Below are 12549 nucleotides of genomic sequence, written 5' to 3'. Positions count from 1 at the left end.
GGAAAAATTTCCCGACTACCGCTATACAGATTACCCCTCCGGCCGTCATCCGGCCCCAGGTGGAACCCTTAGCACAAGGAAAGAGCGGGCGTCATGGTTGAGCGTTGGTCCCCCGACAGCTGGAGGTCGAAGCCGGCGAAGCAGCTTCCGACCTATCCGGACCCGTCCAAGGTCGAAGCGGTCGAGCAGCGCCTGTCCTCCTATCCCCCGTTGGTCTTCGCGGGCGAGGCGCGCCGGCTGAAGGACAGCCTCGCCGCCGCCGCTGCCGGCAACGCCTTTCTGCTGCAGGGCGGCGACTGCGCGGAAAGCTTCGCGGAGTTCCACCCGAACAACATCCGCGACACCTTCCGCGTCCTGCTGCAGATGGCCGTCGTGCTGACCTTCGGCGCCGCCATCCCGGTGGTCAAGGTGGGCCGCATGGCCGGGCAGTTCGCCAAGCCGCGCTCCGCCGACACCGAGGTGCTGGAAGGGATCGAGCTTCCGTCCTACCGCGGCGACATCATCAACGGCTTCGACTTCACGCCGGACGCCCGCGTTCCCGACCCGGAGCGCATGATGCAGGCCTACACCCAGGCCGCCGCCACGCTGAACCTGCTGCGCGCCTTCTCCCAGGGCGGCTACGCCGACCTGCATAAGGTGCACCAGTGGACTCTGGGCTTCGTCGAGCGCTCCCCCGCCGGTGAGCAGTTCCGCGAGATCGCCAACCGGCTGGACGAGACGTTGGGCTTCATGGCGGCCTGCGGCATCACCGCCCAGACCACCCCGCAGATCCGCGAGACCGAGTTCTTCACCAGCCACGAGGCGCTGCTGCTGCCGTTCGAACAGGCGATGACCCGCGTCGACAGCACCACCGGCGACTGGTACGACGTGTCGGCCCACATGCTGTGGATCGGTGACCGCACCCGCCAGCTGGACGGCGCGCATGTCGAGTTCCTGCGCGGCGTGAAGAACCCGATCGGCCTGAAGTGCGGCCCGACAACCGATCCGGACGAGCTGATCCGCCTGATCGACCTGCTGAACCCGACCAACGAGCCGGGCCGCCTGACCCTGATCGTCCGCATGGGTGCCGACAAGGTGGCGGAGAAGTTCCCGCCCCTGCTGCGCAAGGTGCAGCGCGAGGGCCGCGTCGTCGTCTGGTCCAGCGACCCGATGCACGGCAACACCGTCAAATCCTCCAGCGGCTACAAGACCCGTCCGGTGGAGAAGGTGCTGTCGGAGGCGCGCGACTTCTTCGCGGTGCACGAGGCCGAGGGCACCCACGCCGGCGGCGTCCATTTCGAGCTGACCGGCCAGGACGTGACGGAGTGCACGGGAGGCGCCCAGGCGATCACCGACCACAAGCTGGCGCTGCGCTACCACACCGCCTGCGACCCGCGGCTGAACGCCAGCCAAGCGCTGGAACTGGCCTTCCTGCTGGCCGAAGAGCTGAAGCGCGCCCGCCTGAAGCGCGACGCCGACCGCCGCGCGGCGGCGGAGTAAGGCGTTTCCCCGGGGGCATTACTGCCCCCACCCCGGCCCTCCCCCGCTTTCGCAGGGGAGGGTGCCTTCTGCGAAACGGCGGCATTTCCCTCCCCTGCGAAGCGGGGGAGGGTTAGGGTGGGGGCAACCGGCGCACGCGCCTACCGCACCACCATCCGCTCCAGCAGCACCTCGCGCACCCGTATGGCTTGCGCCTCACGCTTCATCACGCTCGCCACGGTGCTCTTGATCAGGTTGGCGCCCTCGGCCCCGCTCAACTGACTTGGCTCGATCTGGCGCAGCCGGTCAGCCATCTGATCGGCGATGCGGGGGACGAAGGGCGTGGCCGGGTTCGGGTCCCCTGTGGGCTCGATCTCCAACAGCACGCGGATGTCCACCAGACGCGCGTCGCTGCCCCCCAGCGTGAAGGTCATCGTCGGCAAGGACGCGTAGGTCTTCTGCGGCTTGCCGTCGCCACCGGTGCTGCGGGCCCCGGATTTGACGGAGACCACGGTCCAGGTGCCCAGCGCGGCAAGCAGCACCAAGACCACCGCGATGAGGACGGGCATCAGGGACACCGATTCCCCATCGGAGCGCCGCAGCAGAAACCGCACCGGGCCGCCTTTCCCCCGCTATTCCCCTGATTGGGGTATGGGCAAATTTAACGATGATTTATTCTAGATAAAAAAACAGGGCCGGTCAAAGCGCGTCGCGCGACCAGCCCCGCCTTTTTACTTGAAGTCAGCGCCCGGCACTCAGCCGCCGATGCCGCCCATGCACAAATACTTGATTTCCAAGTAATCCTCGATGCCGTACTTGGAACCCTCGCGGCCGATGCCGCTTTCCTTCATGCCGCCGAAGGGGGCGACCTCGGTGGAAATGATGCCCTCGTTGATGCCGACGATGCCGTATTCCAGCGCCTCCGCCACCCGCCAGACGCGCCCGATGTCGCGGCTGTAGAAGTAGGCGGCGAGACCGAACTCGGTGGCGTTGGCCATGCGCACGGCCTCCTCCTCCGTCTCGAAGCGGAACAGCGGGGCGACCGGGCCGAAGGTCTCCTCGCGGGCCACCTTCATCGCCGGGGTCACGTCGGCGAGGATGGTCGGCTCGAAGAAGCTGCCGCCCAGCTCATGCCGCTTGCCGCCCAGCACCACGCGCGCGCCCTTCTCCGTGGCGTCGCGGATATGGTCCTCGACCTTCTCCACCGCGGCCATGTCGATCAGCGGTCCCTGCTGCGCCCCTTCCGTGGTCAGGCCGGGGCCGACCTTCAGCGCCTTCACCGCCTCGGCCAGCTTGGCCGCAAAAGCGTCGTAGACTCCGGACTGCACCAGCAGCCGGTTCGCGCAGACGCAGGTCTGGCCGGTGTTGCGGTACTTCGACGCGATGGCCCCCTTCACCGCCTCGTCGAGGTCGGCGTCGTTGAAGACCAAGAAGGGCGCGTTGCCGCCCAGCTCCAGCGACACCTTCTTCACCGTGCCGGCGCATTGGGCCATCAGTTCCTTGCCGATCTCGGTGGAGCCGGTGAAGGTCAGCTTGCGCACCGTCGGATTGCCGGTCATCTCGCCGCCGATGGCGCGGGCGGAGCCGGTGACGACGCTGAGGATGCCCGCCGGAATGCCCGCCCGTTCCGCCAGCACCGCCATGGCGAGCGCGGTCAGCGGGGTGGCGGTCGCCGGCTTGATGACCATCGGGCAGCCGGCGGCCAGCGCCGGACCGGCCTTGCGGGTGATCATCGCCGCCGGGAAGTTCCACGGCGTGATGGCGGCGGTGACGCCGATCGGCTCCTTCGTCACGACGATGCGGCGGCCCGGCAGATGCTGCGGGACGGTGTCGCCGTAGACGCGCTTGCCCTCCTCGGCGAACCATTCGATGAAGGACGCGGCGTAGGCCACCTCGCCCCGCGCCTCGGCCAGCGGCTTGCCCTGCTCGGCCGTCATGATGCGGGCGATATCCTCCTGATTCGCCATCATCAGGTCGAACCACGTCCGCAGGGTCTTCGCGCGTTCCTTCGCGGTCAGGGCGCGCCACGCCGGCCAAGCGCGCTCGGCGGCGTCGATGGCACGGCGCGTCTCGTCCGCGCCCATCATCGGCACGCTCCCCAGGACGCTGCCGTCGGCGGGGTTGGTCACCTCCACGGTCTTACCGCTGTCGGCGTCGACCCACCGGCCATCGACGAAACACTGGAAGCGCAGCAGCTCGGCGTCCTTCAACCCAAGACGGCGGGCGGTGTCCACGGAATCGTACGGCATGGTGCCTTCCTTCCCTCGTTTCTTGCGCGCGGCCTCGCGGTCGGCCGCGCGTTCGGCAGAGAGTATAGGGCACCTCGCCCGCTCTGCGATCCTTCCTGTTGTGTGGGGAGGCCGTGCGGACCGGGGAAGAGAGGTCGGCGGTTACGCCGGAAGGACCGGGACGTTGTCGATCAGGCGGGCCTTGCCCATCCAGGCGGCGGCCAGCAGGCGCGCCGGACGCTCCACGCGGGTCACCGGTGCCAGCGTGTCGGCGTCGCGCAGCTCGACATAGTCGATGGAGCCGAACCCAGCGGCGGTGATGCGCGCCCGCACCGCCTCCAGCACCGTGTCGGCCTCTGCCCCGCCGGCCAGCGCCGAGGCGGCGTCGAGAAGCGCGCGGTTCAGCTCCGGCGCGCGGGTGCGCTCGTCGGCGGACAGGTAGGCGTTGCGCGACGACATGGCGAGCCCGTCAGCCTCGCGCACCGTCGGCAGCCCCTCCACCCGCACCGGGATGTCGAGATCGCGGGCGAAGCGGCGGATGACCATGAGCTGCTGGTAATCCTTCTCCCCGAACACCGCCACGTCAGGCTGGGCCTGCAGGAACAGCTTGGTCACGACCAGGGCGACGCCGCCGAACATCTGCGGCCGGAAGGTACCGCACAGCCCCTCCGCCGGGCCGCCGACCGAAATGGCCGTGGCGAAGCCCTCCGGATACATGGCGCGCACCGTGGGGGCATAGAGAAGATGGCAGCCCGCCGAGGCAAGCTTGCGCGAATCACCGACTTCATCGCGCGGGTAGCGGTCGAAGTCCTCGTGCGGGGCGAACTGGGTGGGGTTGACGAAGACGCTGGCGACCACTTGGTCGGCCAGTTCCCGCGCGCGGCGCACCAAAGCGAGATGGCCGTCGTGCAGCGCGCCCATGGTCGGCACCAGGGCCACCGTCTTGCCGTCGCGGTGCCAGGCGGCGACCCGGGCGCGGAGATCGTCCACGCTGCGGACGACCGGCAGGGGCTGTTCCGACTCCGGCAGGCGGGCGGCGGCGAGGGAGGTCATGGCGGGTGCTCCACAGGCGTCATAAACGGCGCTGGGATAAACCGCCGGATCGGCGCTGTCCAGTCATGGAATTAACCGGGCGAGCCCGAATTTGAAATTTTTCCATCCTGCGGGCGGGTCGGACCGCGCGGTCTCCCGCCCGCGGACTCGGTCAACGCATCAGCGTGACGACGACCAGATAGGTCAGGTTCACCCAGGCGCCGAGCGTGGCCAGGAGGACCAGGGTGGCCGGAGACAGCACCACCGAACCCAGGATCACGACGAGCGCCACGACCAGCAGGCCGAGGGCGAGAAGGGTCACGCGCGTATCTTCCATGTCACTGCTTCCAGATGATTGAGCAAATCGGATGTTGGAAGCGATAGACGAAAACCCCACGCGCTGTAGCTGATCTGAATCAACTGCGATGGCGTTCGTCTCAAAAAGGCACGCGCGATTGAGCAAGGAATTTTTGTTGTACTCACGCAGCAGAACATGGCCGTGCACCCGGAGCGGCGGCGTGTTTCTGGCGAATTCCAACGATGTCTCGCAGAGGAGGCGGTGTTTGGGATGGTGGGCGCAGTAGGGATTGAACCTACGACCCCACCCGTGTGAAGGGTGTGCTCTCCCGCTGAGCTATGCGCCCATCCCAAAGAAACAACCGCTGGCGCACCACAGAGACGACAATGCGAGGCCCGACGGACCCCGATCTTGACCGGCCCATATAGTGAAGGGGATGGTACCATCCGCAAAGCCCTCGAACCATCGGACTTTGGGATGGTGGGCGCAGTAGGGATTGAACCTACGACCCCACCCGTGTGAAGGGTGTGCTCTCCCGCTGAGCTATGCGCCCATCCCAGTAAAACCGCGTCGGCATCAGGCTCGTTTCGCTGTCGCGTCGTTGCCACCGCTGCGGTGAGGCGGGTTTCTAAAGGCCCCGCCCCCTCCTGTCAAGCACCTGTTTCACACCAATATCAAAGAAGCCCTTCCGCCCGGAGCCCCCGATGAGCCAATGGACATGACGCACCGGACCGCGCTTCCCGCCCAGCCTCCGATCAAGCGTCCCTCGACCGCCCTCGTCGCCGGCCTCATCGCGGGAATGTGCGCGGCGTTCTCCGGTCTGTTCCCCCTGCCCGCCCTGGCGCAGCGCTGGCAGTTGGACTACCGCGTCCATGTCGGTGGCGTGGCCGTGCTCGACGCGCGGGCGGAACTGACCCTGACCGAGGGCCGCTACAGCGTCCAGGTCAACGCCGCGACGGACGGCTTTCTGGGGCGCCTCTTTCCCTGGGAAACGCAATCCTTGAGCGTCGGCGCGGTCGGGCCGGATGGCGTCGCCCCGATCCGCCATACCCAGTCCGGCGTTCTGCGCGGCTCCCCGCGGACCGTCAGCTTGGATTATGGGCCGGACGGCCGCGTTCGCACGCAGGTCTCCCCGCCCCCGGAGGAGGAGGACCGCGACCCCGTCCCCGAGAACCTCACCCGGCAGTCCCGCGATCCGTTGAGCGGAGTTGTGGAATTGCTGCTGGCCGGGCTGCACGGCGAGGGATGCCAGCGCACCGTGCCCATCTATGACGGGCGCCGCCGGTACGACATGATCTTCACGGACCGGGGAATGACCATGGTCGGGGCGTCGCGCCATTCGGTGTTCTCGGGCGCGGCGCGGCAATGCCGGGTGTCCCACAAGCCAATCGCCGGCTACGAGCGCACGCCTCGTCAAGCCTTCTGGCAGCGCGGCGGAGGCCGGGAGGAACGCCCGCCCGTCGATCTGTGGATCGCTCCGCTGGAAGGGGCCGGCCCGCCCCTGCCCGTCCGGTTGGAAACCGACAGCGGATTCGGCGGGGTCGTCGTCCACCTCATCGCCGCCCGCAAAACCGACCAGACGGCGGAACGTCCCGCCGAACCGGCGCCGTCACCGCTTCGTTGACGGGTCAGGCGCGCCCGACGCTGCCGCTGCAAGCGGTGGGATGGTACAGCAACTCGGCCATGGGCCGCTCGGCCAGCGCCTGTTCGCACAGGCGGTTGAACTCGGCCATCTTGCGCTGAAGGTCGCTGTGGTGAGCCATCATCCGATCAAAGTCGGCGGTGGCCGAGTCGATCTGGCTGTTGGCCGGGGTAAAGTTGGCGGTGTGGCCTTCGATGGACAGAACATCGGCGGAGAGGGTGTTGCCGGTCTGGGTCTTACCGGGGAAGGCAAGGATCTGGGCCATCGGGTGTCTCCTTCGCTCACCACCATTCGATGCACCCATCCAACTACATTTACCTTTCGTTAGCCACCGTTAATCTCTCGTTAACCATGACAAGAAGGAGACCTACGGCGAAGCCCTCGCCGGCCTTGGCAACCCGGCCGTCCGCTCAGCCGCCCAGCCGCCGCAGGGCGTCCGGCAGATCGGCGATGCGGTCGAGCAGGATGTCGGCGCCCAAATCCTGCACCGGCATGCGGGGATAACCGTAGGTCATCGCCACCACCGGCACTCCGGCGGCGCGGGCGGCCTTAACGTCGTTGCGGTTGTCCCCCACCATCGCGGCACTGCCGCCACCCAATGCCTCGACCACCCAGGACAGATGGCGCCCGTCGGGCTTCTTCACCGGCAGCGTGTCGCCGCCGGCCAGCGCGCCGAACAGCGGCGACAGGCCCAGCGAGTCCAGCAGCTTGCGGGTGATCCGCTCCGGCTTGTTGGTGCACAGCCCCAGCTTCACGCCGTTAGCCGCCAGCGCCGCCAGGGTTTCCGGGACGCCGGGATAGAGCACCGGGGGTTCGTCGTCCTGGAAATAGGCGTCCAGATAGTCGGCCAGGGCCGTCCGCAGCGCCTCGTCGGTCAGAGCGTCGCCGGTCGCCGCGAAGGCCTGACGGACAAGGGCGGCCGAGCCGTCGCCCACCATGCCGCGCACCTGCTCCTCGCTGACGGCGGGTCGCGCGAAGCGGGACAGTGTGCGGTTGAGGACGCGGGTCATGTCCCGCGCGCTGTCGATCAGCGTGCCGTCGAGGTCGAAGACGACCGCGGAGAAGGGAATGGCGGCGGGCGCGGCAGACATCGGCAGAAGTCCCATGATGACGCTAAGACGGGCGGATACCCCTTTCGATAGCACGGCCTTCTCCCGGCGGCGAGCCCCTGTTCCCGCCATCCACCGCCGGCATAGGCCCTTCGGCACCGGCGGCGCGGGGTGCGTACACCCTCGGGCCGCGATTTGTGTATGTCAGATTGACACAAAAGTTGACTTGGGGTCCTGGCACCGGATGTGGCACTGAATGGCTGAAGACAGACGTTTTGTCCGGATTTTGATGCGCATGCTTTTCCGCCCGTCCGCCATAACCCGTTTCCAATACTGCAGGGATATCCGATGACTCAGCACCGCCCGCTCGCCTGCGTCATTCTCGCCGCCGGCAAAGGCACCCGCATGAAGTCGGACCTGCCGAAGGTCCTGCACCGCGTCGCCGGCCGGCCGATGGTCGGCCACGTCCTGTCCGCGGTGAGGGCGCTCGACCCCGACCATGTGGTCGTGGTGGTCGGCCCCGGAATGGACAATGTGGCCGACGCCGTTGCCCCCTACCCCACCGCTGTCCAGCACGAGCAGCGCGGCACCGCCGACGCGGTGCGCGCCGCCTTCGGCCTGCTGGAGGGCTTCGACGGGGACGTGGTGGTGCTCTATGGCGACACGCCGCTGGTCACGCCGGACACGCTGCGCGCCATGGTCGCCGCGCGGCGCCAGTCGAGCGACCCGGCGGTCGTCGTTCTAGGCATGCGACCCGACGATCCCGGCGCCTATGGCCGCCTGATCCTGAATGCCCGCGGCGGGCTTGAGAAGATCGTCGAGTATCTGGACGCATCGGAGGAGGAGCGCCAGGTCACCCTGTGCAACGCCGGGCTGATGGCCTTCGACGGCGCGCGGATGTTCGACCTGATCAGCCGCATCGGCAACGCCAACGCCAAGAGCGAATACTATCTCACCGACGTGGTGCAGATCGCCCGCAGCAACGGCATGGCCTGCGCGGTGGTCGAGGCCGCCCCGGCGGAGGTCGTCGGTGTGAACTCCCGCGCCGAACTGTCGGAGGTGGAGAAGCTGATCCAGCGCCGCCTGCGCAAAGCCGCCATGGACAACGGCGCCACCCTGACCGACCCGGACAGCGTCACCTTCTGCGTGGACACCCGCCTCGGCCGCGACGTGATCGTCGGCCCGCACGTGGTGTTCGGCCCCGGCGTGGTCGTCGCCGACCGGGTGGAGATCAAGGCCTTCAGCCATCTGGAGCAGGTGCGGGTGGACAGCGGCGCCCAGGTCGGTCCCTACGCCCGCCTGCGCCCGGGGGCGGAGATCGGCCCGGACGCCCACATCGGCAACTTCGTCGAGATCAAGAACGCGAAGATCGAGGCCGGCGCCAAGGTCAACCACCTCACCTACATCGGCGACGCGCGGGTGGGGGCGAAGGCCAACATCGGCGCCGGGACCATCACCTGCAATTACGACGGCTACGCCAAGAGCCACACCGACATCGGCGCCGGGGCCTTCATCGGCTCCAACACCGCGCTGGTGGCTCCGGTCAGGGTGGGCGACGGCGCGATCGTCGGGGCGGGCAGCGTGGTCACCACCGACGTGGAGGGCGACGCTCTGGTCGTTGCGCGCGGGCGCCAGCAGGCTTACACCGGCTGGGCCAAGCGTTTCCGCGAACGGAAGCAAAACGAGAAAGCGAAAAAGGCGTAAGATTGCCCCGGTTGACCGTTCACCCGGCCCCGGCCATCATTCAGGAGTTGCAGGTTCATGTGTGGCATCATCGGCATCATCGGCACGCATGACGCGGCCCCCCGTCTCGTCGAGGGTCTCCGCCGCCTCGAGTACCGTGGTTACGACAGCGCCGGCGTCGCCACGCTGGTCAAGGGCGGCATCGAGCGCCGCCGCGCCGAGGGCAAGCTGATCAACCTCGACGCCAAGCTGCGCGAGGCCCCGCTGCCGGGTGTGATCGGCATCGGTCACACCCGTTGGGCCACCCACGGCGGCCCGACCGAGAACAACGCCCACCCGCACGCCACCCACCGCGTGGCCGTGGTGCACAACGGCATCATCGAGAATTACCAGGAGCTGAAGACCGAGCTGATCGAGCACGGCTACGTCTTCGAAAGCGCCACCGACACCGAGGTGATCGCCCACCTCGTCACCTATTACATGGAGAAGGAAGGGCTGGGTCCGGTCGAGGCCGCCTCCGCCTCCTTCAAGCGCTTTACCGGCGCCTTCTCGCTGGTGCTGCTGTTCTCCGGCCAGGAGGACATGCTGATCGGCGCCCGCCACGGCACGCCGCTGGCCGTCGGCTACGGCGAGGGGGAGATGTATTTCGCCTCCGACGCCTTCGCGCTGGCGCCGCTGACCAACCGCATCTGCTATCTGGAGGACGGCGACTGGGTGGAGCTGACCCGCACCGCCGCCGTGATCCACGACGCCACCGACGCGGTGGTGGAGCGTCCGGTCAAGACCACCGCCCTGTCCGGCGCTCTGATCGGCAAGGACGGTTACCGGCACTACATGCTCAAGGAGATCTATGAGCAGCCGCAGGTCATCGGCGACACGCTGAACGCCTACATCAACCCGGAGACCGGCCGCGTCACCCTGCCGGAGACCAGCTTCGACATCGCCAAGGCGACGAAGCTGACCATCGTCGCCTGCGGCACCGCCTATTACGCCGGCGTCGTGGCGAAATACTGGTTCGAGACGCTGGCCCGCCTACCGGTCGAGGTCGACATCGCCTCGGAGTTCCGCTACCGCGAAGCGCCGATGCCCGAGGGCGGCGTGGCCCTGTTCATCAGCCAGTCAGGCGAGACGCTGGATACGCTGGAGGCGCTGCGCTACTGCAAGCGCCAGGGCCAGAAGATCCTGTCCATCGTCAACGTGCCGGAAAGCACCATCGCGCGCGAGTCCGACGCGGTGCTCTACACCATGGCCGGCCCGGAGATCGGCGTTGCCTCGACCAAGGCCTTCACGACTCAGCTGACCACGCTGGCCTGCCTGGCGGTCACGGTTGGCCACGCCCGCGGCGTGATCCCGGCGGAGCGGATGCAGCAGATCGCGCAGGCCCTGCGCGAGGTGCCGGCCCGCGCCGCCGACGTGCTGGCCCACGACGAGCGCCTGCACGAGCTGGCGCAGGAGGTCGCGGAGGCCCGCGACGTGCTGTATCTGGGCCGCGGCGCCATGTACCCGCTGGCTCTGGAAGGCGCGCTGAAGCTCAAGGAAATCAGCTACATCCACGCCGAAGGTTACGCGGCGGGTGAACTGAAGCACGGTCCCATCGCGCTGATCGACGAGAGCGTGCCGGTGATCGTCCTGGTGCCGTCGGACAACCTGTTCGAAAAGACCGTGTCCAACGTCCAGGAGGTCTGCGCGCGGTCGGGCAAGGTGCTGCTGATCGCCGACAAGAAGGGCATCGACAAGCTGTCCGACAAGGTCCGCTGGTCGCTGGAGCTTCCGGCCTGCGACCCGCTGGTCGCCCCGCTGCTCTACGCCATCCCGGTCCAGCTGCTGGCCTACCACGTCGCCGTGCTCAAGGGCACCGACGTCGACCAGCCCCGCAACCTCGCCAAGTCGGTCACCGTCGAGTAAGGCGGCCCGGTCAAACAAGGCCCCGCCAAAGAAAAAGCCCCCGTCCGACCGGCGGGGGCTTTTTCGTTTCCTCGCGGATGCACAATCCGGCATAAAGTGCACTTGGTCGCTCGGAGAATCAATATTTTAGAGAAGCCCTATCCGGGATATAATGTGCGAGAATCCGGCAAATACATTGTTTGGTGGAAAAAATCCGGCATAATTAGCCCAGGAAAATAACACACCCTTAAGATTACTAGCATAATAAATGAGAATTTGTACCCGTATGAGGTTGGGCGTTTATTCCTTCATGGCTTTCCATGACGATTAGCTAAAATAAAACTATCCTCTCCTTGCCATTCGACGAATCGCCGATGGCTTTGATGCGCCAGAGGCGTGGCCAGCGTCAACGCTGGTTGGAATAGAGCCGGTTCTCCTGCCGAATCGCACACAGCATTGACATCTGTTTTCACACGGTCAGAAGGCTCGGAAAGTCGCCTGACAGGAAGTCGATGGCTTGCGTCTTGTCCGAGACTCTCGGTCACATCACGGAGCCGCATAGAGGAGGGATGCGCCCCAGCCGTCATCCGAGCGGATGTTATTTCCAACGCGCTTGGTCTGATTTGAAGACGCTGCACACCAAACGTTTCAGGGGTACGCGCGCCAAATCGGAAGACCGAAAGAACGTCTTGCTTCTCCCGTCCACTGCGGGTCCCATTACCGGAGAAACATCAAAGTCCTTGAGAAGCTGAACCAAAGTCTGGAGCCAGCCCGCACTGCCATCGACCGACTCCTATCCTGCCACATACTCGGACTTGAACTCTTCCATGGCCGCTGCGGGGATTGCGGTCATAGCGCCATTCTTCTGCCGAGTCGCTCGCGCTTGCAGTAGCCCGGCATCGATCAGGTCGTAAACCACCTCCTCTCGCAGCCCAAGCATCGCCGTTGCGTCCTGGACAGTGAAGCCATGCAACTCCTCCGCCTTTCGGGATTGGAAGAAGTGCCGCGCCTCCTGGTAATCGAACACGAGGGCGGAATACCCTCTTTTCCCCAGATCGATCCGGCAGGGCTTGAGTGCCCCCTCAGACACCACGCCCCGGGGCACAATCAACGGATGCCCTTCCCGGTGTGGCGGAAGGGGACGCGCGTCTCGGCTGCGCTTGCGATCGCTTTCACCAATAAGCCGCCGGATCAGACCGCGCGCGGGGGCAGCGTCAACGCTCAGGGGCATACCCTCTGATGACCCTGCCCTCGGACCAAAACCGCGCGGATTGC

General features: G+C 66.8%; 11 protein-coding genes and 2 tRNA genes. 4 read left to right on the top strand and 9 right to left on the bottom strand.

Features of this window, described 5'->3' with window-relative positions; all coding sequences use genetic code 11:
* Nucleotides 1-93: 93 nt before the first annotated feature.
* Entirely contained in the window at nucleotides 94-1479 is a 1386-nt protein-coding gene (locus H1Q64_RS10420) for a class II 3-deoxy-7-phosphoheptulonate synthase (protein WP_014240660.1), read from the top strand.
* Between the two features lie 140 nt (nucleotides 1480-1619).
* Here H1Q64_RS10420 and H1Q64_RS10415 read toward each other — a convergent pair whose 3' ends face one another.
* From H1Q64_RS10415 to H1Q64_RS10390, 6 genes are all read right to left on the bottom strand, one after another.
* Nucleotides 1620-2027 carry a flagellar basal body-associated FliL family protein gene (locus H1Q64_RS10415; protein WP_237903433.1) on the bottom strand — a complete coding sequence of 136 codons (408 nt, stop codon included), beginning with the start codon at nucleotides 2025-2027 and terminating at the stop codon, nucleotides 1620-1622.
* Nucleotides 2028-2213: 186 nt separating this feature from the next.
* Entirely contained in the window at nucleotides 2214-3707 is a 1494-nt protein-coding gene (gene gabD / locus H1Q64_RS10410) for an NADP-dependent succinate-semialdehyde dehydrogenase (RefSeq protein ID WP_237903432.1), read from the bottom strand.
* A gap of 141 nt (nucleotides 3708-3848) precedes the next feature.
* On the bottom strand, nucleotides 3849-4739 hold the full coding sequence (panC, locus tag H1Q64_RS10405; RefSeq protein ID WP_237903431.1) for a pantoate--beta-alanine ligase: 891 nt from the start codon (nucleotides 4737-4739) through the stop codon (nucleotides 3849-3851).
* Between the two features lie 151 nt (nucleotides 4740-4890).
* Nucleotides 4891-5055: a hypothetical protein gene (locus tag H1Q64_RS10400; RefSeq protein WP_014240656.1), complete on the bottom strand. Its 165-nt coding sequence runs from the start codon at nucleotides 5053-5055 to the stop codon at nucleotides 4891-4893.
* A gap of 232 nt (nucleotides 5056-5287) precedes the next feature.
* Nucleotides 5288-5362: transfer RNA gene (locus H1Q64_RS10395), tRNA-Val, on the bottom strand.
* A gap of 132 nt (nucleotides 5363-5494) precedes the next feature.
* Nucleotides 5495-5569: transfer RNA gene (locus H1Q64_RS10390), tRNA-Val, on the bottom strand.
* A 165-nt stretch (nucleotides 5570-5734) separates the two neighbouring features.
* Here H1Q64_RS10390 and H1Q64_RS10385 point away from each other — a divergent pair.
* Nucleotides 5735-6640, top strand: coding sequence for a DUF3108 domain-containing protein (locus tag H1Q64_RS10385; protein WP_237903430.1), 906 nt, complete (start codon nucleotides 5735-5737; stop codon nucleotides 6638-6640).
* Nucleotides 6641-6644: 4 nt separating this feature from the next.
* On the opposite strand, the gene H1Q64_RS10380 is transcribed toward H1Q64_RS10385, so the two are convergent.
* Together H1Q64_RS10380 and gph are read right to left on the bottom strand one after the other, a co-directional pair.
* On the bottom strand, nucleotides 6645-6923 hold the full coding sequence (locus tag H1Q64_RS10380) for a hypothetical protein (protein ID WP_200475224.1): 279 nt from the start codon (nucleotides 6921-6923) through the stop codon (nucleotides 6645-6647).
* Between the two features lie 145 nt (nucleotides 6924-7068).
* On the bottom strand, nucleotides 7069-7749 hold the full coding sequence (gene gph / locus H1Q64_RS10375; protein WP_237903429.1) for a phosphoglycolate phosphatase: 681 nt from the start codon (nucleotides 7747-7749) through the stop codon (nucleotides 7069-7071).
* A gap of 306 nt (nucleotides 7750-8055) precedes the next feature.
* On the opposite strand from gph, the gene glmU reads away from it, so the two are divergent.
* Together glmU and glmS are read left to right on the top strand one after the other, a co-directional pair.
* Entirely contained in the window at nucleotides 8056-9411 is a 1356-nt protein-coding gene (gene glmU / locus H1Q64_RS10370) for a bifunctional UDP-N-acetylglucosamine diphosphorylase/glucosamine-1-phosphate N-acetyltransferase GlmU (protein WP_237903428.1), read from the top strand.
* A gap of 57 nt (nucleotides 9412-9468) precedes the next feature.
* Nucleotides 9469-11295: a glutamine--fructose-6-phosphate transaminase (isomerizing) gene (glmS, locus tag H1Q64_RS10365; protein ID WP_174437822.1), complete on the top strand. Its 1827-nt coding sequence runs from the start codon at nucleotides 9469-9471 to the stop codon at nucleotides 11293-11295.
* Between the two features lie 772 nt (nucleotides 11296-12067).
* Here the strand turns inward: glmS and H1Q64_RS10360 are convergent.
* A complete protein-coding gene (locus H1Q64_RS10360) occupies nucleotides 12068-12505 on the bottom strand; it encodes a helix-turn-helix domain-containing protein (protein WP_237903427.1) in 438 nt (145 codons plus the stop codon).
* Nucleotides 12506-12549 lie beyond the last annotated feature (44 nt).

Origin of the sequence: Azospirillum brasilense (genome assembly GCF_022023855.1) — a bacterium.
Classification (GTDB): Bacteria; Pseudomonadota; Alphaproteobacteria; order Azospirillales; family Azospirillaceae; genus Azospirillum; species Azospirillum brasilense_F.
Note: the sequence above shows the minus strand (reverse complement) of the source record. Positions and strands in the feature narration are given on the sequence as shown.

What these genes read in the sequence shown, in the direction of transcription:
- H1Q64_RS10420 (WP_014240660.1), top strand. Translation starts at nt 94, where the DNA reads ATGGTTGAGCGTTGGTCCCCCGACAGCTGGAGGTCGAAGCCGGCGAAG.
- H1Q64_RS10415 (WP_237903433.1), bottom strand. Translation starts at nt 2,027, where the DNA reads ATGCCCGTCCTCATCGCGGTGGTCTTGGTGCTGCTTGCCGCGCTGGGC.
- gabD (WP_237903432.1), bottom strand. Translation starts at nt 3,707, where the DNA reads ATGCCGTACGATTCCGTGGACACCGCCCGCCGTCTTGGGTTGAAGGAC.
- panC (WP_237903431.1), bottom strand. Translation starts at nt 4,739, where the DNA reads ATGACCTCCCTCGCCGCCGCCCGCCTGCCGGAGTCGGAACAGCCCCTG.
- H1Q64_RS10400 (WP_014240656.1), bottom strand. Translation starts at nt 5,055, where the DNA reads ATGGAAGATACGCGCGTGACCCTTCTCGCCCTCGGCCTGCTGGTCGTG.
- H1Q64_RS10385 (WP_237903430.1), top strand. Translation starts at nt 5,735, where the DNA reads ATGACGCACCGGACCGCGCTTCCCGCCCAGCCTCCGATCAAGCGTCCC.
- H1Q64_RS10380 (WP_200475224.1), bottom strand. Translation starts at nt 6,923, where the DNA reads ATGGCCCAGATCCTTGCCTTCCCCGGTAAGACCCAGACCGGCAACACC.
- gph (WP_237903429.1), bottom strand. Translation starts at nt 7,749, where the DNA reads ATGTCTGCCGCGCCCGCCGCCATTCCCTTCTCCGCGGTCGTCTTCGAC.
- glmU (WP_237903428.1), top strand. Translation starts at nt 8,056, where the DNA reads ATGACTCAGCACCGCCCGCTCGCCTGCGTCATTCTCGCCGCCGGCAAA.
- glmS (WP_174437822.1), top strand. Translation starts at nt 9,469, where the DNA reads ATGTGTGGCATCATCGGCATCATCGGCACGCATGACGCGGCCCCCCGT.
- H1Q64_RS10360 (WP_237903427.1), bottom strand. Translation starts at nt 12,505, where the DNA reads ATGCCCCTGAGCGTTGACGCTGCCCCCGCGCGCGGTCTGATCCGGCGG.